This window comes from Streptomyces sp. C1-1 (genome assembly GCF_050214755.1).
GTDB lineage: Bacteria > Actinomycetota > Actinomycetes > Streptomycetales > Streptomycetaceae > Streptomyces.
In genome coordinates this window covers 3,457,743-3,476,632 of the sequence record NZ_CP189826.1, presented here as the reverse complement: position 1 = coordinate 3,476,632, position 18,890 = coordinate 3,457,743, and the positions used below count along the sequence as shown (strand labels likewise).

Below are 18,890 nucleotides of genomic sequence, written 5' to 3'. Positions count from 1 at the left end.
GATGACGGACATCATCAAGCTCACCGCCGCCGAGACCGCCGAGAAGATCGCCTCCGGCGAGCTGACGGCCGTCCAGGTCACCGAGGCCCACCTGGCCCGTATCGAGGCCGTCGACGAGAAGGTGCACGCCTTCCTGCACGTCGACCGCGAGGGTGCCCTCGCCCAGGCGCGCGCCGTGGACGCCAAGCGCGAGCGGGGCGAGAGGCTCGGCCCCCTCGCCGGCGTCCCGCTGGCGCTGAAGGACATCTTCACCACCGAGGGCATTCCGACGACCGTCGGTTCGAAGATCCTCGAGGGCTGGATCCCGCCGTACGACGCCACGCTCACCAAGCGCCTCAAGGCCGCCGACGTGGTCATCCTCGGCAAGACCAACATGGACGAGTTCGCCATGGGGTCGTCGACGGAGAACAGCGCGTACGGCCCGACCGGCAACCCCTGGGACCTCACCAAGATCCCGGGCGGTTCCGGCGGTGGCTCCTCCGCCGCGCTGGCCGCGCACATGGCGCCGCTGGCCATCGGCACCGACACCGGCGGTTCCATCCGCCAGCCGGCCGCCGTCACCGGCACGGTGGGCGTGAAGCCGACGTACGGGGCGGTCTCCCGCTTCGGCATGGTCGCCTTCTCGTCCTCCCTCGACCAGGGCGGCCCCTGCGCCCGTACGGTCCTGGACGCGGCCCTCCTGCACGAGGTCATCGCCGGGCACGACCCGCTGGACTCCACCTCCATCGACGCCCCCGTCCCACCGGTCGTCGAGGCCGCCCGCAACGGCAGCGTCGAGGGCATGCGCGTCGGCGTCGTCAAGCAGTTCCGCGGTGAGGGCTACCAGGCCGGTGTGATCCAGCGCTTCGACGAGTCCGTCGCCCTCCTCAAGGAGCTCGGCGCCGAGATCGTCGAGCTGGACTGCCCGTCCTTCGACCTCGCGTTGTCGGCGTACTACCTGATCGCGCCCTCCGAGTGCTCCTCCAACCTCGCCCGCTTCGACGGCCTGCGCTACGGCCTGCGGACCGGCGACGACGGCTCGCACTCCGCCGAGGAGGTCACCTCCCTCACCCGTGAGGCGGGCTTCGGCCCCGAGGTCAAGCGCCGCATCATGCTCGGCACGTACGCGCTGAGTTCCGGCTACTACGACGCCTACTACGGCTCCGCGCAGAAGGTCCGCACGCTCATCACGCGCGACTTCGAGAAGGCCTTCGAGCGGGTCGACGTCATCGTGTCGCCGACCACGCCGACCACCGCCTTCGCGATCGGCGAGCGCGCCGACGACCCGATGGCGATGTACCTGGCCGACCTGTGCACCATCCCGACGAACCTCGCGGGCAACGCGGCCATGTCGCTGCCGTGCGGTCTCGCTCCGGAGGACAACCTCCCCGTCGGTCTGCAGATCATCGCCCCGGCACTGAAGGACGACCGGCTCTACAAGGTCGGCGCCGCCGTCGAGGCCGCCTTCGTGGAAAGGTGGGGGCACCCGCTCCTGGAGGAGGCTCCGTCGCTGTGAGCAAGCTGTCCAAGGCCAAGGACTTCAAGAAGTCCAAGTCCGGCACGTACCTGTCCATGGCCACCACTGCCTTCGGCGCTGTCGCCGTCGTCAAGCAGATCAAGAAGGCCCGACTGGAGAACGACACGCTGCGGCTGATCGACGCCACCGTCTCCGCCGCCGCGATCGTCACCGGCCTCGCCATCCTGTACCGCGAGCTGAAGCGGCTGGGCGACGACGACGTCCTGCTGGGCTGAGAGGGAAGTTTCACCGTGACCACCACGACCGACCTGGTGTCGTACGAGGACGCGCTGGCGTCGTACGACCCCGTCATGGGCCTCGAGGTCCATGTCGAACTCGGCACCAAGACCAAGATGTTCTGCGGGTGCTCCACCGAACTGGGCGCCGAGCCCAACTCGCAGACCTGCCCGACCTGCCTCGGCCTGCCCGGCGCGCTCCCGGTCGTCAACGCGATCGGCATCGAGTCGGCCATCAAGATCGGTCTCGCGCTGAACTGCGAGATCGCCGAGTGGTGCCGCTTCGCCCGGAAGAACTACTTCTATCCGGACATGCCGAAGAACTTCCAGACCTCCCAGTACGACGAGCCCATCGCCTTCAACGGCTACCTCGACGTGCAGCTGGAGGACGGTGAGACCTTCCGCGTGGAGATCGAGCGCGCCCACATGGAGGAGGACACCGGCAAGTCGACCCACGTGGGCGGCGCGACGGGCCGTATCCACGGCGCGTCCCACTCCCTGCTGGACTACAACCGCGCCGGCATCCCGCTCATCGAGATCGTCACCAAGCCGATCGAGGGCGCTGGCGAGCGCGCTCCCGAGGTCGCGCGGGCGTACGTCCGTGAGCTCCGCGAGCTCATCCGGGCGCTCGGCGTCTCCGAGGCCCGCATGGAGATGGGCCAGATGCGCTGCGACGTGAACCTGTCGCTGCGCCCGAACGGCACCGAGAAGTTCGGCACCCGCTCGGAGACGAAGAACGTCAACTCGCTGCGCTCCGTGGAGCGTGCGGCCCGCTTCGAGATCCAGCGGCACGCGGCCGTGCTGTCGTCCGGCGGCACGATCGTGCAGGAGACCCGGCACTTCCACGAGGACACGGGGTCCACGACCTCGGGCCGCGTGAAGGAGGAGGCCGAGGACTACCGGTACTTCCCGGAGCCCGACCTGGTACCGGTCGCCCCGTCCCGGGAGTGGGTCGAGGAGATCCGCGCCGGGCTGCCGGAGCTGCCGCTGGCCCGCCGCAACCGGCTGCTCGCCGAGTGGGGCATCTCCGCCACCGACATGCAGGCGATCCTCAACGCCGGTGCGCTGGACCCGATCGTCGCCACGATCGACGCCGGTGCCGACGCCGCCTCCGCCCGCAAGTGGTGGATGGGCGAACTCGCCCGCAGCGCCAACGAGTCGGGCACCTCGCTCGACGAGCTGGCGATCACCCCGGCGCAGGTCGCCAGGGTCACCGAGCTCGTCGCGAAGGGCGACCTGAACGACAAGCTCGCGCGCCAGGTCATCGAGGGCGTCCTCGCGGGCGAGGGCACCCCGGACGAGGTCGTCGACAAGCGCGGTCTGAAGGTCGTCTCCGACGAGGGCGCCCTGACCGCCGCCGTCGAGGAGGCCATCGCCGGCAACCCGGGCATCGCCGACAAGATCCGCGGCGGCAAGGTCGCCGCGGCAGGCGCCCTGGTCGGCGCGGTCATGAAGGCGACCCGCGGCCAGGCCGACGCGGCCCGCGTCAAGGAGCTGATCCTCGAGAAGCTGGGCGTCAGCGAGGGCTGAACGACAGTCACGGACGGTACGGCCCCGAAGACTTGGTCTCCGGGGCCGTACGGCTTACGGCTTACTGCTTACGGCGTCCCACGACGCGTACGAAGCCCAGCAAGCGGCCTTCGTCGGCGCGCACCATCTCGCCGACCCGGCGGGCCATCGTGCGGTGGAACTCCTCCGGGCTCTCCTCGGCGACCACCTCGCACCACAGCAGCCAGTCCTTCCAGCCGTCCTGAAGCCAGTCGGCCGTCTCGACCTCGACGGCACCACTGCGGGTCCAGTGGCGGCGCCACCAGTCGGCGGTGTGGAAGCACCAGAAGTCGGGCTCCCACCAGGGCTTCAGATGCTCCGGCGGCTCGGCGCCCGTGGGCTCCTCGCGAAGTGCCGGTACGACGACGCCGATGCGCCCGCCGGGCTTCAACAGCCGGGCGAGGGTGGGCAGATAGAGGTCGGCGGTGCCGAAGTACTGGTATGCGTCGATGGACACGATCGCGTCGAAGCCGCCCGCAGCGAAGGGCAGTTCGTGCGCCTCCGTGTGCACGGGCAGCACCCGGTCGGCGAAGCCCGCCTCGGCGATGCGGCGGGCGTTGTCGTCGGGCTTGACCCACAGGTCGGCGGCGGTGACCTGGGCGTGGAACTCCCTGGCCAGGAAGACCGAGGTCATCGCCCGGCCGCAGCCGAGGTCGAGGACGCGCGCGCAGGGGCGCAGGGCGTCCAGGCCGAGGGCGGGGGCCAGCCACTCCAGCAGCCACAGGGCGTTCGGGCCCATCTGGTTGTCGACGACCCAGCGGGCGTCGTAGCCGTTGCTGCGCGGGTAGTGGGGGTGGTTCAGGCGGTCAGACAGGTCGTCGTTCGTGGTCCTGGTGTCGGACATCGGTGAACGGGCTCCTTGGGATCTTCGTAGAGGAAGTCGATGCGTAGGAGCTCGGTCGGACCTTCAAAAAATGCACCCGCTTCGGTCGTCGGCGAGGGGCCGGTGACGGCTGTCCCGCGGAAGCTAGCAGGTGTGCGGTTCGCCCCGCAGCCGGTTTCCGAGGCGGACGCGCTACGCTCACCCGCCATGAGCGGACGAGATGATTCCGGGATACGGGACGTCGAGGACGACATGGACACGGCCTACGACGCCCGCCGGGCCCGCTGGACGGCGGCCGGCACGGGCACGCTGCTGACCCTCGCCGGGCTGGCCGCGTCGCTGCTGCGCCTCACCGGCTCCGCCCCGGCCCTGGTGCCGGGCGCCTACGGCTTCGGCGCCGCCGTCTGTGCCCTCGCCTCGGTGCTGGGCTCCCGTGGGCACACCCGGCGGGCGCTGTGGCTGCTGGTCGCCGGGGTGATGGTGATGGCGCTGGGAGATCAGTTCGACTAGGTGACAGAGTCTTCGTTACTGTCCTGTGATCTGCCTCCCACTCTTGTGAATAAGGCCACCAGTGACATAAACGATCACATCTGGCTGCAAATATGGACCTCGCATTGCTCATGTGTTCTTTGCGGGCTGTTCATGTGGTGAACCACCGTTCCACGACTGTTCCCGGTCAAAGACCTATAAATCGTCCCCGGGAGCTCGTTCGTGGCAGCCCTTGCACGCTGGTGTGTCCGGCACCGCCTCGTCGCGGTGCTGCTCTGGCTCCTCGCCTTCGGCGGGGTGAGCGCGGCCGCCGCCGTCGCGGGCACGGCGTACTCGAACGACTACGAGGCCCCCGGCACCGAGTCGGGCGCCGCCACCAAGCTGCTGCAGCGGGGCTTCCCCGGACTCGGCGGTGACAACGACACCGTCGTGTGGCACGTGAAGTCCGGCACCGTCCGGGCCGCCGACGTCGAGCAGACGATGAACCAGACCCTGGACAAGATCACGGACCTGCCCGGCGTGGCCTCCGTGAGCAGTCCCTACGACGGCCAGGGCGCCGGCCGGATCAGCTCCGACGGGCACACCGCGTACGCCACGGTCACCTTCGACCACCGCGTCGAGGACATCAAGAAGTCCGAGGTGGAGGCCGTGGTCCGCACGGCCGAGGCCGCACGGGCGGACGGACTCCAGGTGGAGCTGGGCGGCAGCGCCGTCGCCCTCACCGAACCGAGCGGCGGGCACCTCGCCGAGGTCGTCGGGGTGGTCGTGGCGGCGGTCGTGCTGTTCCTCGCCTTCGGCTCGCTCGCCGCCTCGGTGCTGCCCATCGCCACCGCGCTGGTCGGTGTCGGCACCGCGTACGCCGCGATCGCGCTGCTCGGGCACGCCATGACCGTCGCCGACTTCGCGCCCATGCTCGGCATGCTGATCGGACTCGGCGTCGGCATCGACTACGCGCTCTTCATCGTCACCAGACACCGCCGCGGACTCAAACGCGGGCTCTCGGTCACCGAGGCGGTCACCAACGCGGTGACGACCACCGGACGGGCCGTGGTCTTCGCGGGTGCCACCGTTTGCATCGCCCTGCTGGGGATGCTGATCCTGCGGCTCGGCTTCCTCAACGGCGTCGCCATCGCCGCCTCGCTGACGGTCGTCCTCACGGTCGCCGCCTCCGTCACCCTGCTGCCCGCCCTGCTGTCCCTCATCGGCATGCGCGCGCTGAGCCGGCGAGAGCGGCGGCGGCTGGCGGAGCACGGACCGCAGCCGGAGCTGCCCACCGGACTCGCCCACCGCTGGTCGGCGTTCGTCGAGCGCCACCCCAAGGTCCTCGGCGTGGTGGCGCTGGCCGTGATGGCGGTCCTCGCGCTGCCCACCCTCTCCTTGCACCTGGGCACCTCCGACCAGGGCAACGACCCGAAGTCGTCCACCACGAGGCAGGCGTACGACCTGCTCGCCGAGGGCTTCGGACCGGGCGTCAACGGCCCGCTCACCGTCGTCACCAAGGTCAACGGCGCCGAGGACCGGCTCGCCCTCGACAACCTCGACGCCACCATCCGCACCACCGAGGGCGTCGCCTCGGTGAGCCCGGTGTCGTACGACGGCGGCGGGAACACGGCCTACTTCACGATCGTGCCGACCTCGGAGCCGCAGTCCCAGAGGACCAGCGATCTCGTCGACCGGCTGCGCACCGAGGTGCTGCCACGCGCCGAGACCGGCACCGCGCTCGACCTCCACATCGGCGGCGTCACGGCGTCGTACGACGACTTCGCGGGCGTCATCGTGGGCAAGCTGCCCCTGTTCGTCGGCGTCGTCATCGGCCTCGGCTGCCTGCTCCTGCTGCTCGCCTTCCGGTCCATCGGCATCCCGCTGAAGGCCGCCGCCATGAACGTCGCCGCGGTCGCCGCCGCCTTCGGCATCGTCGTGGCGATCTTCCAGTGGGGCTGGGGGAGCGAGCTGCTCGGCCTCGGCCGGGCGGGCCCGATCGAGCCCTTCCTCCCCGTGATCATGGTGTCCGTGCTCTTCGGGCTCTCCATGGACTACCAGGTCTTCCTGGTCAGCCGGATGTACGAGGAGTGGCTGGAGACGGGCGACAACCGGCGGGCCGTACGGGTCGGCCTCGCCGAGACCAGCCGCGTGATCAACTCCGCCGCGGTCATCATGATGTCGGTCTTCCTGGCCTTCGTCCTCAGCGGCGACCGCGTGATCGCCATGTTCGGCATCGCGCTCGCCTCCGCCGTCGCCCTGGACGCCTTCGTCCTGCGCACCCTGCTGGTGCCCGCCCTCATGCACCTGCTCGGCGGCGCCAACTGGTGGCTGCCCCGCTGGCTGGACGCCCGGCTGCCCCGCATCAGCATCGAGCCGCCCGAGTGCCGTGCCGCCCATGAAAGGCTGGCCGAGGCGACGGACGCCGAGGTGGCGGACGTACTGGCGGACGGGGAGCAACGGGATGTACGCGATATCACTGGGTGACGGCGCCGAGCTGCGGCCGCTGGAGACGTGGCACGCCGAGGAGTTCCTGGCACACCTGGAGCGCGGCAGGGAGTTCATCGGGCGGTTCATCCCGTTCGGCTCCCAGGCCGTCGACCTGCCCTCGACGCGCGAGACGCTCCAGCGGTACGCCGACATGCGGGCCGCCGACACCGGCTCGTACCACGGCATCTGGCTGGACGGAAAGCTCGTCGGCGGGGTGCTCACCCTGAACTTCGACGCGGCGACCGGCAACGCCGAGGTCGGCTGCTGGCTGGAGCCCGCCGCCACCGGGCGCGGCCTGATCACCCGGGCGATGCGGATACTGATCGACTGGGCGGTCGAGGAGCGCGGCATCCACCGCGTCGAATGGGTCGCCGCCTCCGGGAACACCCCCAGCCTGAACGTCGCCCGGCGCCTGGGGATGACCCGCGATGGCGTACGACGAGAGGCGCACCCCTATCGTGGGGTGCGGCACGACCTGGAGGTGTGGTCGATCCTCGCCCCGGAGTGGCGTCAAGCACGCGCGCGTGCCGCACACAACGATCATTAAGATCCCTCTCAGAGAGCGTCCGTACGGTGCCAGACATGGGAACCAAGACAGTTGACGAGGCCGGCACGACCGAGGCCACCGAAGTGAAGCCCGAGGACGAGGCGGCGACCACCGCCGAGGCCGAGGCCGCCGAGGAGACCGAGGGGGCGACCGCCGAGGCCGACCTTGTCGAGGGCGGCTCCGAGAGCGACCAGGAAGGCCCCTCCGGCGTCGGTCAGGGCGCGGGCGCCGTAGTCGCCGCCGCCCTCGGCGTCGTCTCGCTCACCGGGAGCTGGGTCGGCACCGTGGCCGCCGCCCGCCAGACCCTCGTGGGCCAGCTCCAGACGTCGTCCTCGGCGAGCGTCGCCAAGCAGATCAAGGCCGTGTACGGCGACGCCTGGCAGGCCAGCGCCCTGTGGGGCGGCATCTTCGCCCTGCTCGCGCTGGTCGTCGGCGTCGTGGTCCTCGTCCGGCCCGCGTTCGGCGCCCCCGGCAAGCCGCAGGCCGCCTGGATCAAGTCCGTCGCCTGGGGCGGGGTCGCGCTCGGTGTCATCGGCCTGCTCCTGGCCGTCCTCAAGTACACCGACGTCCTGCTCGGACTGCCGTCCGCGGGCTGAGTCACCGCAGGCCCGAAGGGGTCTTAGGGCATCCGTGAGCACCTTACGGAGTTCCTGAGGCCCCTTACCCGCGTCTAAGGCCCCGGGCGCCCCGCAAGATGCGGAACTCTCCCGATGTGACGGACCCCCCTTGGAGACGAAGGTTGAGGCATCGCAGAAAGCGAAGCCGCACCAGACTCTCCCGAGGGGACACACCATGTACGAGTACGAGATCGCGCAGTTCCGTTCCGCCGAACTGATCCGCCGCGCCGATCACGAGCGCCTCGCCCGCGAGGCAGTCCGCGGAGCCCGCCGCGAAGCCGCGGAACGCTCCGCCGAGAACGAGTCCCATACCTCCCGCCACCGCCGCCCCAGGTTCGCCAGGGCAGCGTGAACACGGGGGACGCCGGACGGGCAGATCCAGCCCGTCCGGCGTTTGAGGACGAGGACCCCTCAGGGCCGAAGCGGGGGCCTGGCGGCGGCAGCCCCCAGAACGGCGCCCCGAAAACCGGTCCCGCCGCAACCGCCCCGCATGCCATGCTCGCCCCCGTGGAGACCAGGTCCGTCAGTCCGGTGTTCGTCGGCCGAGCCGAAGAGCTGGACACACTGAACGACGCACTCGCCCGTGCCGCCGCGGGAGAGCCGCAGGCGTTGCTGATCGGCGGCGAGGCGGGCGTCGGCAAGACCAGGCTCGTCGAGGAGTTCGCCACCGAGGCCTGCCGCCGCGGCGCGGTCGTCGCCCTCGGCGGCTGCGTCGAGATCGGCGCGGACGGTCTGCCCTTCGCCCCGTTCTCCACGGCCCTGCGCGCCCTGCGCCGCGAACTGCCCGAGGAACTGGCCGCCGCGGCCGCCGGTCAGGAGGAAGAGCTCACCAGGCTGCTGCCCGAACTGGGCGACCCCGGCTCCGGACGCCACGACGAGGAGGGCATGGCCCGCCTCTTCGAACTCACCGCCCGCCTCCTGGAACGCGTCTCCGCGGACCGCACGGTCCTCGTCGCCCTGGAGGACCTCCACTGGGCGGACGCCTCCACCCGCCACCTCCTGGCCTACCTCCTGCGCACCCTGCGCTCCGGCCGCCTCGTCGTCCTCGCCACCTACCGCGCCGACGACATCCACCGCCGCCACCCGCTGCGCCCCCTGCTCGCCGAACTCGACCGTCTGCGCACGGTCCGCCGCATCGAACTCGCCCGCTTCACCCGCACCGAGGTCGGCCGTCAGCTCGCCGGCATCCTCGCCGCCGAACCGGACCCCGGCCAGGTCGAGGAGATCTTCGAACGCTCCGACGGCAACGCCTTCTTCGTCGAGGAACTCGCCGTCTGCGCCACCGAGGGCTGCGGCACCGGCCTCACCGACTCCCTGCGCGACCTGCTCCTGGTCCGCGTCGAGCGCATGCCGGAGAGCGCCCAGCGGGTGGCCCGGATCGTCGCCGAGGGCGGCTCCACCGTGGAGTACCGGCTGCTCGCGGCCGTCGCCGGGCTCGCCGAGGACGACCTCATCGAGGCCCTGCGGGCCGCGGTGAACGCCAACATCCTGATCGCCACCCCCGCCGGCGACGGCTACCGCTTCCGCCACTCGCTGGTCCGCGAGGCCGTCGGCGACGACCTGCTGCCCGGTGAGCGCTCCCGCCTCAACCGCCGCTACGCCGAGGCCCTGGAGGCCGACCCGACGCTCGTCCCCGCCGACGAGCGCGTCATGCGCCTGGCCAGCTACTGGTACCACGCCCACGACCCGGCCAAGGCCCTCCCCGCCGTCCTCGACGCCTCCGTCGAGGCCCGGCGCCGCCACGCCTACAGCGAGCAACTGCGGCTCCTGGAACGGGCGATGGAACTGTGGGACACCACCCCCGAGGCGGTCCGCGACGAGCTGCGCCCCATCGACTACACCGAGGTCTACCCTCCCTGCGGCTGCGACCCCGCCACCACCCCGCTGCGCTACCTCGACCTGATGGCCGAGGCCGCCGTCGCGGGCCGCCTGTCCGGGGAACGCGAACGCGCCCTGAAGATCACCAAGCGGGCCCTGCACCTCCTGGAGGAGGAGGGCGACCCCCTGCGCGCGGCCTGGTTCTGGGCCCAGCGCGCCGTCATGGTGCAGAACCTGGCCCGGGGCGACGGCTGGAAGGAACTCGCCACCGCCCAGGAGCTGGTGCGCGGTCTGCCGCCCTCCGAGGTGCACGCCGAGGTGCTCACCCACGTCGCCGGCTGGTCGATGCTGCGCGCCCCCGGTCCGGAGGCGCTGTCCGCCGCCGAACGCGCGGTGGAGTACGCGCGGATGGTGGGCGCCCGCGAGACGGAGATGAACGCCCGCCTCACCCTCGGCACCCTGATGGTCGACGCGGGGGACGTCGAAGCGGGCCTCGCCGTGATGAGCGAGGTCAAGGACCAGGCCCGGCAGGACGGCATCGCCTCCGTCGCCGGCCGCGCCCACGTCAACCTGCCGTCCGAGCTGGAGGCGGTCGGCCGCTCGCGCGAGGCCGTCGGCATCCTCGAGGAGGGCACCGCCTACGCGCGCCGCTACGGCCTCCTGAACACCGAGGCGTGGGTGTGGTCCAACCTGTCCGACTCCCTGTACTCCCTGGGCCGTTGGGACGAGGCGGTCGAGGCGGCCGACAAGGCGCTGCGCCGGGGGCAGAGCGCCAAACCGCAGGGCGCGGCCGCGCTGAAGCTGGCCCAGGTCGCCCTGGGCAGGGGCGACGTGGGGGAGGCCGCCCGTCAACGGGACGCCGCCGAACGGTACTTCGGCACCCACGACCCCATGCCGCAGCAGTCGCTGCCCCTCGCCGCCCTCACCGTCGGTGTCGCCGCGGCCGAGGGCCGTCTCCTCGACGTCCGTGCCGAAGTGCGGCGCAGCCTGGACGCCGGCGTCCCGCCGGGCACCCACCGCTACGTCTGGCCGCTGCTGCTCGGCGCCGCGATCGCCGAGGCCGAGACCCGCGCGCTGCCCGCGGTCCAGCAGGGCCGTACCGAGGCCCTCGAAGGTCTTCTGGAGGCCGCCAAGCGGCTCACGACCGTCGTCCCCGTGTGGCTCGCCCACGAACAGTGGGTCCGCGCCGAACTCGCCCGCGCCGAGGGCCGGGACACCGTCGACACCTGGTCGGAGGTGGTCACCGCCTTCGAGGGCCTGGACCGCCCCTACGACCTCGCCCGCGTCCGTCACCGTCTGGCCGCCGCCCTGCTGAGCGCGGGCGGCGACGACGAACGCGACCGGGCCACGGAACTGCTGCACCTGGCCCACGCCGTCGCCGGCCACCTCGGTGCCCGCCCGCTCGGCGACGCCGTCGCCCTCCTCGCCCAGCGCGCCCGTCTGGCCCTGACCCGCGTCCCGCAACAGCGGCCCGCCGACCCGGCCGAGGCCCTGGGCCTGACCAGCCGCGAACGGGACGTCCTGCGCCTGGTCGCCGCCGGCCGCACCAACCGCCAGATCGCCGAGGAGCTGTTCATCTCGCCGAAGACGGCCAGCGTCCATGTGTCGAACATTCTGGGCAAGCTCGGCGTCTCAGGAAGGGGAGAGGCGGCGGCGACGGCGCATCGGCTCGGGCTCTTCGCGGCCGACGCGCTCGACCCGGCCCGGTGAGGGCACCGACGAGGAGGCAGGGACCGTGTTCAACGCATTCGAGGAAGTGTTCGCACCCAGTCGCAAGCACACCCAGGACGAACGCAAGCGGCTGGAGCTGAGCCGCGAGGACGTGGGGGACAACGACCCCGGACGCGGCCCGATAGACCTCGACTCCGGCAAGGTCGTCATACGCCCGTCCGAGACCGCCGACGAGGACGACACCGGCGGCGCCGAGAAGTGACGCCCGGCCCGGCAGCCGCGACCCCGAGGCCCTAGCTCACCTCCAGCTCCAGGATCCGGTCGTCGCTGCCCTTCGGCGTGCCCCGCCCGTCCGTGTTGCTGGTGGTCAGCCACAGCTTGTCGCCACCCGCCGAGACCACCGTGCGCAGACGGCCGTAGCTGCCGGTGAGGAACGCCTGTGGGGCGGCCGACGCCTCGGTGCCCTGCAGGGGAATGCGCCACAGGCGCTGCCCCTTCAGGCCGGCCATCCACACCGAGCCCTCGGCGTAGGCGATGCCGCTGGGGGAGGCGTCGTCGGTGTGCCACTGGGCGATGGGGTTCTGGTACTTGGCATCGGACGACCTGCCCTCGGCGTTCGGCCAGCCGTAGTCGGCACCCGGCTTGATCGCGTTCAGCTCGTCCCAGGTGTCCTGGCCGAACTCGGAGGCGAACAGGCGCTGTTGGGGGTCCCAGGCCAGGCCCTGCACGTTGCGGTGGCCGTACGAGTACACCGGCGAGTCCGGGAAGGGGTTGCCGGGGGCCGGGTCGCCCTCGGGGGTCAGGCGGAGGATCTTGCCGCCCAGGGACTTGGTGTCCTGCGCCAGACCGCGGTCGCCGCTCTCGCCCGTGCCCGCGTACAGCATGCCGTCCGGGCCGAAGGCGATCCGTCCGCCGTTGTGGATGTAGCCCTTGGGGATGCCCTTGAAGACCGTGTCCGGGGCTCCCAGCTGTTCGCCGGCGGGCTTCTTGGGGTCGTACAGCACGCGGACGATGCGGTTGTCGGAGGCGGAGGTGAAGTACGCGTAGACCATGTGGTCCGACGCGTAGTCGGGGGAGAGGGCGATGCCGAGAAGGCCTCCCTCGCCGGACGGGGAGACGCCGGACACCTTGCCCAGTTCCGTCTTGCCGCCGGTCCTCTCGTCGACCCTGGTGATCGAGCCCCGGTCGCGGGAGGCGACGAGGAGACCGCCGTCGCCGGGGAGCGCGGCCAGGCCCCAGGGGGTGTTCAGGCCCGTGGCGACCGTGCGCACCACCTTGACCGAGCCCTTGGCCGGCGGGGCCTGTCCGGCCGCCCGTTGCGAGGGGGAGGCGCTCGTGGCACCGCCGCTGCCGCCCGAGGAGCCGCCGTCCCCGCCACCGGAGGAGCAGGCGGCCGTCAGCAGCAGGGCGGTCGTGGCGAGTAAGGCCGGCACAGCTCGTCGTAGCACGGTCCTGGTCCCTTCGAGGCGGCGGTCGGGCGGCGGGCTCTCCTTGTCCTACGACCGCTCGCGCCCTCCAGGTTCCCGGTCGGGCGGTGTCGAACCCATGGCCGGAGCGGACACGGCCGCGGACCCGCTCTCGCTCAGTCCCAGGATCCCCGCGCCCGCGGCAGCTTCGCCACCTCGGCCAGGTCCTGGGGCGTCAGCCGCAGACCGGCCGCCGCCGCGTTCTCGGCCGCCCACCGCTCCCGCTTGGTGCCCGGGACGGCGACCACGTGCCGGCCCTGCGCCAGCACCCACGCCAGGGCCACCTGCGCCGCGGTCACGTCCTCGCCGTGCCGGGCCGCGACGCGGCGCAGACCGGCCACGATCGGCTGGTTGGCGGCCATCATCTCCGCCGTGAAGCGCGGGTGGCGGGCGCGCACGTCGTCCGCCTCGAAGCCCTCGCCGGGGGTCAGGGTCCCGGTGAGGAAGCCGTTGCCCAGCGGCATCGCGGCCAGGAAGCCGACGTCACGCGCCTCGCACCACGGCAGCAGGGCGTCGAGGGCGTCCGGCGACCACACCGACAGCTCGGCCTCCACCGCGCTCACCGGGAACACCTGCTGCACCCGCTGGAGCTGCAGAATCGTTGCGTCGTGCAGTCGGCCCCCCGACCGGCGGCCGCCGCGGGCACCGACCGCGCACAGCCCCAACGCCCGTACCTTTCCCGCCCGTACGAGTTCCGCCATCGCGCCCCACGTCTCCTCCACGGGCACCTCGGGGTCCGCGCGGTGCAGCTGGTACAGGTCGATGACATCCGTCTGCAGCCGCCGCAGCGACGCGTCGCAGGCGCGCTTCACATAGCCGGGGCGGCCGTTGGCCACGATGTGCTGCTCGCCGACCAGCAGGCCGACCTTCGTCGACACGAACGCGTCCCCGCGCCGCTCCTTGAGCACCCGCCCCAGCAGCAGTTCGTTGGTGAACGGGCCGTACATGTCGGCCGTGTCGAGCAGCGTCGAGCCGGCGTCCAGCGCCCGGTGCACCGCCCTCAGCGACTCGTCGCCCCGCCGCCGCGAGGCGCTGTACGCCCAGCTCATCGGCATGCACCCAAGGCCGACGGCCCCCACCGCGAGTGCCCCCGCGCCGATCGTCCTGCGCTCCACCTGCCCGTGACCCTCCCTCTGCCGAGCCCCCAACCTAACCTCTGCCTCCCCATGGCCCTGACATAGCCTCCTGTCATGACTGCTGACGTGTGGCTTCCCCTTCCGCCGGAGGAGATCGAGAACCTTCCCGCGGGTCCGAACTACCTCTTCTGGAACGGTGAGCAGGACTACCCCGCGGACCCTGCCGACTGCCTCTTCTACGTCGTCCCCTACATGAAGCCCGCCGAGGTCGCCGTACGGCCCCTGCCCGAACTGAGCTCCGTCCAGGTGGTGCAGACGCTGTCCGCCGGGATCGACAACGTGCAGCCCGGGCTGCCCCGGCTGCGGCCGGGCGTGCAGGTGTGCAACGCGCGCGGGGTGCACGAGGCGAGCACCGCCGAACTCGCGCTCACCCTGATCCTGGCCTCGCTTCGGGGCATTCCCGACTTCGTGCGCGCACAGCAGCGCGGGGAGTGGCTCGGCGGGTTCCGGCCGGCACTCGCCGACAAGAGCGTGCTCATCGTGGGCTACGGCTCGATCGGATCCGCGATCGAGGACCGGCTCGTTCCGTTCGAGGTCGCGCGGGTGGTGCGCGTCGCGCGCTCCGCGCGCACGACGGAGCGCGGGCCGGTGCACCCGCTCACCGATCTGCCCCGCCTGCTCCCCGAGGCGGACGTCGTCGTCCTCATCACGCCCCTCACCGACTCCACCCGCGGTCTGGTCGGCGCCGACTTCCTCGCCCGCATGAAGGACGGCGCGCTCCTCGTCAACGTCGCGCGCGGCCCCGTCGTCGACACCAAGGCGCTGCTCGCCGAACTCGAGACCGGCCGGATCACCGCCGCCCTGGACGTCACCGACCCCGAGCCGCTGCCCGCCGAACACCCCCTGTGGCGCGCGCCCGGCGTGCTCATCAGCCCCCACGTCGGCGGCCCCACCTCCGCCTTCCGGCCCCGCGCCGAACGACTTCTCGTGGACCAGTTGACCCGGTTCTTGAACCGGAAGCCGCTGCGCAACGTGATCCTTGAGACAGGAACAAGCGGCGCGTGACCCCGACGACTTGAGCGTCCCGCGCGCGTCCCGCGCGACGGGCGCAACAGGCGTGTAATCCATTTCCGGTACCCTCCGCAACCTCTCGGACGCGGTCCGTACTCACAACGCCGCTGGTCGTCACGGAGCGTAGAGGAACTATGTCCCTGAGTGACGAGACTGGTGTATCGTCCCGACAGGGGCTGCGCCGCGCACCGTTCGGCGCCGGGGATGGACATTGCAGACTGTGATGGGGGGCGACGGGCGATGCACGGCCTATGGACGAGCGATCCGACGCGGCGGGGCCGCCGGCGGCGACCCTTGCGCACGGCCGCGCGCAGACGCGGTCACCACGGCAGTCACGGCTGCCGTCACAGCCATCACCACCGCAGGCACAGCAGCCGCAGGAGGCATGCGCACCCGGCGCACCGGGACCCGAGGGACCCCGGAGCTGCGCGGACCGGGAGGGCCCGGTGAACTCGCCGACTGTCACCACCGCCCTCGACGGAGTGCTGCGGGTACAGCCCGCACCGGAGGCACGGCCGACCCGTCCGCCGTCCGACGGCGGCCGGACCGGCGTCGTTCACCAGCTCGTCCTGGCCCTGGTCTGCGCGGGATACGCCGTCGGTTCCGCGATCGGCTGGGGTTCGCAGCAACTCGCCGACATCATGGGTGACTTCGGGCTCAGCGCGGCCGCGGCCACCGCCGCAGTGTCCTGCTTCCTCTACGCCTACGGGCACTGCGCACGCTTCCGTTCCGCCTGGCTGCTGTTCGCCCTCTCCTCGGCGATGGCCGCCCTCGGCAACGGGGTCTGGGGGTGGTACGAGGTCGTCCTCGGCGAGAAAGTGCCCACCGTCAGCTACGCCAACATCTTCTTCGTCGGCTTCGCGCCGCCCGCCATCGTGGGCCTGCTCGTGCTCGCCAAGCGGCCGGTGACGAAGGCCGGCTGGATGTGCCTCGGGCTGGACGCCTGGCTGATCGGCGGCTCGCTGCTCACGCTGTCCTGGAGCCTCGCGCTCGCCAAGACCGCCGAGGCCGACGGGCCGCACCTCGCGCGCAGCGCGCTGCTGCTGGCCTACCCCCTGCTGGACATCGCCCTGGTCAGCGTGGTGCTCGCGCTGCACTTCAGGCGCACGGCCGCCAACCGGGCGGCGATCAACACCGCCCTCGGGGCGCTCGCGCTGACGGTCATGTGCGACGCCCTGTTCAGCTCCCCACTGCTGCAGAACAACTACCAGTCGGGCCAGTTGCTCGACGCGGGCTGGTTCGCCGGCTCGCTGCTCCTCGCGTACGCCCCCTGGGCCGCCCCCCGGCAGGGGCAGGAGTCCGCGGAGGGCGACGGCCACACGCGCGTGGTCCACGAGCACCTGCCCGGCCCGCACGGCGGCACCCACCAGCACCACGCACCCCCACAGGGAGGTGATCGGCCCCAGTACCCGGTCGCCCGGCCCATCGCCGGCTCCCTGGCCGCGCTCACGCCGTATCTCGCGGCGGCCGTCTGCACCCTGGGCATCCTCTACAACGTCCTCAACGGCAGGAAGCCCGACCCGACCGTGCTCGTCACCGGCGGCACCGTGGTGCTCGCCCTCGTGGTGCGCCAGGGCATCATGCTGCTCGACAACATCACCCTCACCCAGGAACTCGCGCAGAAGGAGAACCACTTCCGCTCCCTGGTGCAGGGCTCCAGCGACGTCATCATGATCGCCGCGCCCAGCGGCGTCCTCAGGTACGTCTCCCCGGCCGCCGCCGGGGTCTACGGGCGGCCCGCCGAGGAACTGGTGGGCACCGAACTGGCCGGTCTCATCCACCCGGAGGACCTGGGCTGCGTGGTGCACGAGGTGCGCCGCTTCCTCGCCGCCAGCCCCCAGGAGGAACCCACCACCCGCATCGAGTGCCGCTTCCGGGCCGGCGATGGGGGAGGCTGGCTGCACGTCGAGTCCACCGTCAACCGCCACCACGGCGGCCTCATCTTCAACAGCCGGGACGTGACCGAAAGAGTGCGCCTGCAGGCGCAGTTGCAGCACAACGCCGAGCACGACCCGCTCACCGACCTGCCCAACCGCGCCCTGTTCACCCAGCGGGTCCAGCAGGCACTGTCCGGCCGCCGGGCCGCCGACCGGGCGTCCCTGCGCGGCACGGCCGTCCTCTTCATCGACCTCGACGGCTTCAAGGCCGTCAACGACACGATCGGGCACCAGGCCGGGGACGAGCTCCTCGTCCAGGCCGCCCGCAGGCTCCAGGACGCGGTCCGGCAGGGGGACACCGCCTCCCGGCTCGGCGGCGACGAGTTCGCGGCCCTGATCGTCGGGGACGGCACCCGTGACCGCTCCGCACGCGAACGGCACATCCTCGAGCTCGCCGACCGCCTCAGAATCACCCTCTCCCAGCCGTACATCATCGACGGCAACGATGTCCGGGTGGCCGCGTCCATCGGCGTCGCCTTCGCCGAACCGGGCCTCGGGGCGGGCGAGTTGCTGCGCAACGCCGACCTCGCCATGTACCGCGCCAAGGCCGGCGGCAAGGGCCGCGTCGAGCTGTACGCACCCCAGATGCAGCAGGACGTCGTACGCAAGGCGGAACTGGCCACGCGCCTGCGGGCCGCGCTGCACGACGGCGAGTTCGCCCTGCTGCACCAGCCCGTGGTCTGCCTGGAGAACGGCCGGATCACATCGGTCGAGGCGCTGGCGCGCTGGCGCTCCTCACAGGGGGTCCTTTTCACGCCCGCCGAGTTCCTGCGGGTCGCCGACGAGGGCGACAGGACGCAGGAGCTCGGCCGCTGGATCCTGGAGGAGGCCGTGGAGCAGGCCGCCGAGCGCACCGCCACGGGCCTGGCCGTGCCGGTCGCGGTGCGGATCGGCGCCCGGCGTCTGCTGGACCGTTCGATGCCGCTCGGCTCCGTCGAGGCCCTGCTGACCCGGCACGGCCTGCCGTCCGGCGCCCTGGTGATCGAGCTGTCCGACACCGACCCCAAGGTGTCCCTGGACGAGCTGGAGCGCCGGCTGTCCGCCCTGCGCAGGCTCGGCGTCCGCATCGCCCTGGACGGCTTCGGCAGCGGCCACGCGGCGATCACGGCGCTGCGCAGACTCCCCGTCGACGTGCTGAAACTCGACCGCAGCCTGGTCGAGGGCGTCGTCGAGTCCGCGCGGCTGCACAAGATCACCAGTGGGCTGCTGCGGATAGCGACCGACCTCGGGCTGCAGTCCGTGGCCGACGGCGTGGACCTCCCCGAGCAGGTCGTCGCCCTGCGCGCGATGGGCTGCACGCACGGCCAGGGCATGGCCTTCTCCGGCCCGCTGGACGAGTACCGGCTGCGGCGGGCGCTGGGAACCGGCCATTATCCGGTGCCGCACGGCCCGATCGAGCCGGCGTTTGCGGGCGGCGGCGGAGGCGAACGGGCCATGGAAAGGGGCTCGGGGGCGCGCACCACCGGGGTACCGGTCGTTCTGGGAGGCGGGACCGCCCTGCGCTCACATGATGAGACTCCCGTCCCACCCACTTGACACGTGGTGCGCGTCGGGGGGAGGGTCAGTGCCATGCGCACCCGAATTCTCGTACTTGGAAAGCGCGTCGGCTGACGCTGAGCCCACCATC

Annotated in this window: 15 protein-coding genes; 12 read left to right on the top strand and 3 right to left on the bottom strand. The window is 71.9% G+C overall.

Features of this window, described 5'->3' with window-relative positions; all coding sequences use genetic code 11:
• Position 1: 1 nt before the first annotated feature.
• The 3 genes from gatA to gatB are packed head-to-tail and all read left to right on the top strand — an operon-like array spanning position 2 to position 3,261.
• The gene (gatA, locus tag ACQF4J_RS15635) at positions 2 to 1,495 is read left to right on the top strand and encodes an Asp-tRNA(Asn)/Glu-tRNA(Gln) amidotransferase subunit GatA (RefSeq protein ID WP_351574424.1); all 1,494 of its coding nucleotides are present in this window, start codon (positions 2 to 4) and stop codon (positions 1,493 to 1,495) included.
• Positions 1,492 to 1,731 carry a hypothetical protein gene (locus tag ACQF4J_RS15630; RefSeq protein ID WP_058923023.1) on the top strand — a complete coding sequence of 80 codons (240 nt, stop codon included), beginning with the start codon at positions 1,492 to 1,494 and terminating at the stop codon, positions 1,729 to 1,731. Before gatA ends, ACQF4J_RS15630 begins: the two co-directional genes overlap by 4 nt.
• A 15-nt stretch (positions 1,732 to 1,746) precedes the next feature.
• Positions 1,747 to 3,261: an Asp-tRNA(Asn)/Glu-tRNA(Gln) amidotransferase subunit GatB gene (gene gatB, locus ACQF4J_RS15625; protein WP_351574421.1), complete on the top strand. Its 1,515-nt coding sequence runs from the start codon at positions 1,747 to 1,749 to the stop codon at positions 3,259 to 3,261.
• Positions 3,262 to 3,322: 61 nt separating this feature from the next.
• Here the strand turns inward: gatB and ACQF4J_RS15620 are convergent, their stop codons facing one another.
• Positions 3,323 to 4,123: an SAM-dependent methyltransferase gene (locus tag ACQF4J_RS15620; RefSeq protein WP_427165846.1), complete on the bottom strand. Its 801-nt coding sequence runs from the start codon at positions 4,121 to 4,123 to the stop codon at positions 3,323 to 3,325.
• A gap of 186 nt (positions 4,124 to 4,309) precedes the next feature.
• On the opposite strand from ACQF4J_RS15620, the gene ACQF4J_RS15615 reads away from it, so the two are divergent.
• The 7 genes from ACQF4J_RS15615 to ACQF4J_RS15585 all read left to right on the top strand — a co-directional run bounded on the left by ACQF4J_RS15615 (position 4,310) and on the right by ACQF4J_RS15585 (position 11,975).
• Complete coding sequence (locus ACQF4J_RS15615) at positions 4,310 to 4,612, top strand: hypothetical protein (protein ID WP_351574415.1); 303 nt, start codon at positions 4,310 to 4,312, stop codon at positions 4,610 to 4,612.
• 201 nt (positions 4,613 to 4,813) lie between these two features.
• Positions 4,814 to 7,057 carry an MMPL family transporter gene (locus ACQF4J_RS15610; protein WP_427165844.1) on the top strand — a complete coding sequence of 748 codons (2,244 nt, stop codon included), beginning with the start codon at positions 4,814 to 4,816 and terminating at the stop codon, positions 7,055 to 7,057.
• Complete coding sequence (locus ACQF4J_RS15605) at positions 7,035 to 7,607, top strand: GNAT family N-acetyltransferase (RefSeq protein ID WP_351574410.1); 573 nt, start codon at positions 7,035 to 7,037, stop codon at positions 7,605 to 7,607. Before ACQF4J_RS15610 ends, ACQF4J_RS15605 begins: the two co-directional genes overlap by 23 nt.
• 35 nt (positions 7,608 to 7,642) lie before the next feature.
• Positions 7,643 to 8,203 carry a hypothetical protein gene (locus ACQF4J_RS15600; RefSeq protein ID WP_351574408.1) on the top strand — a complete coding sequence of 187 codons (561 nt, stop codon included), beginning with the start codon at positions 7,643 to 7,645 and terminating at the stop codon, positions 8,201 to 8,203.
• Positions 8,204 to 8,399: 196 nt separating this feature from the next.
• Complete coding sequence (locus ACQF4J_RS15595) at positions 8,400 to 8,576, top strand: hypothetical protein (protein WP_351574406.1); 177 nt, start codon at positions 8,400 to 8,402, stop codon at positions 8,574 to 8,576.
• A gap of 143 nt (positions 8,577 to 8,719) precedes the next feature.
• Positions 8,720 to 11,752, top strand: coding sequence for a helix-turn-helix transcriptional regulator (locus ACQF4J_RS15590; RefSeq protein WP_427165842.1), 3,033 nt, complete (start codon positions 8,720 to 8,722; stop codon positions 11,750 to 11,752).
• A 25-nt stretch (positions 11,753 to 11,777) separates the two neighbouring features.
• The gene (locus ACQF4J_RS15585) at positions 11,778 to 11,975 is read left to right on the top strand and encodes a DUF6191 domain-containing protein (protein WP_351574400.1); all 198 of its coding nucleotides are present in this window, start codon (positions 11,778 to 11,780) and stop codon (positions 11,973 to 11,975) included.
• Between the two features lie 31 nt (positions 11,976 to 12,006).
• On the opposite strand, the gene ACQF4J_RS15580 is transcribed toward ACQF4J_RS15585, so the two are convergent.
• Both ACQF4J_RS15580 and ACQF4J_RS15575 read right to left on the bottom strand, forming a co-directional pair.
• Positions 12,007 to 13,146: a PQQ-dependent sugar dehydrogenase gene (locus ACQF4J_RS15580; RefSeq protein WP_427165839.1), complete on the bottom strand. Its 1,140-nt coding sequence runs from the start codon at positions 13,144 to 13,146 to the stop codon at positions 12,007 to 12,009.
• A 149-nt stretch (positions 13,147 to 13,295) separates the two neighbouring features.
• Positions 13,296 to 14,294, bottom strand: coding sequence for an aldo/keto reductase (locus ACQF4J_RS15575; protein ID WP_351574390.1), 999 nt, complete (start codon positions 14,292 to 14,294; stop codon positions 13,296 to 13,298).
• A 75-nt stretch (positions 14,295 to 14,369) separates the two neighbouring features.
• Between ACQF4J_RS15575 and ACQF4J_RS15570 the strand changes: the two genes are divergently transcribed.
• Together ACQF4J_RS15570 and ACQF4J_RS15565 are read left to right on the top strand one after the other, a co-directional pair.
• The gene (locus ACQF4J_RS15570) at positions 14,370 to 15,320 is read left to right on the top strand and encodes a 2-hydroxyacid dehydrogenase (RefSeq protein WP_427165837.1); all 951 of its coding nucleotides are present in this window, start codon (positions 14,370 to 14,372) and stop codon (positions 15,318 to 15,320) included.
• A gap of 452 nt (positions 15,321 to 15,772) precedes the next feature.
• Positions 15,773 to 18,799 (top strand): putative bifunctional diguanylate cyclase/phosphodiesterase, encoded by a 3,027-nt coding sequence (locus ACQF4J_RS15565; protein ID WP_427165835.1) that lies wholly within the window; start codon positions 15,773 to 15,775, stop codon positions 18,797 to 18,799.
• The last annotated feature ends 91 nt before the right edge of the window (positions 18,800 to 18,890 follow it).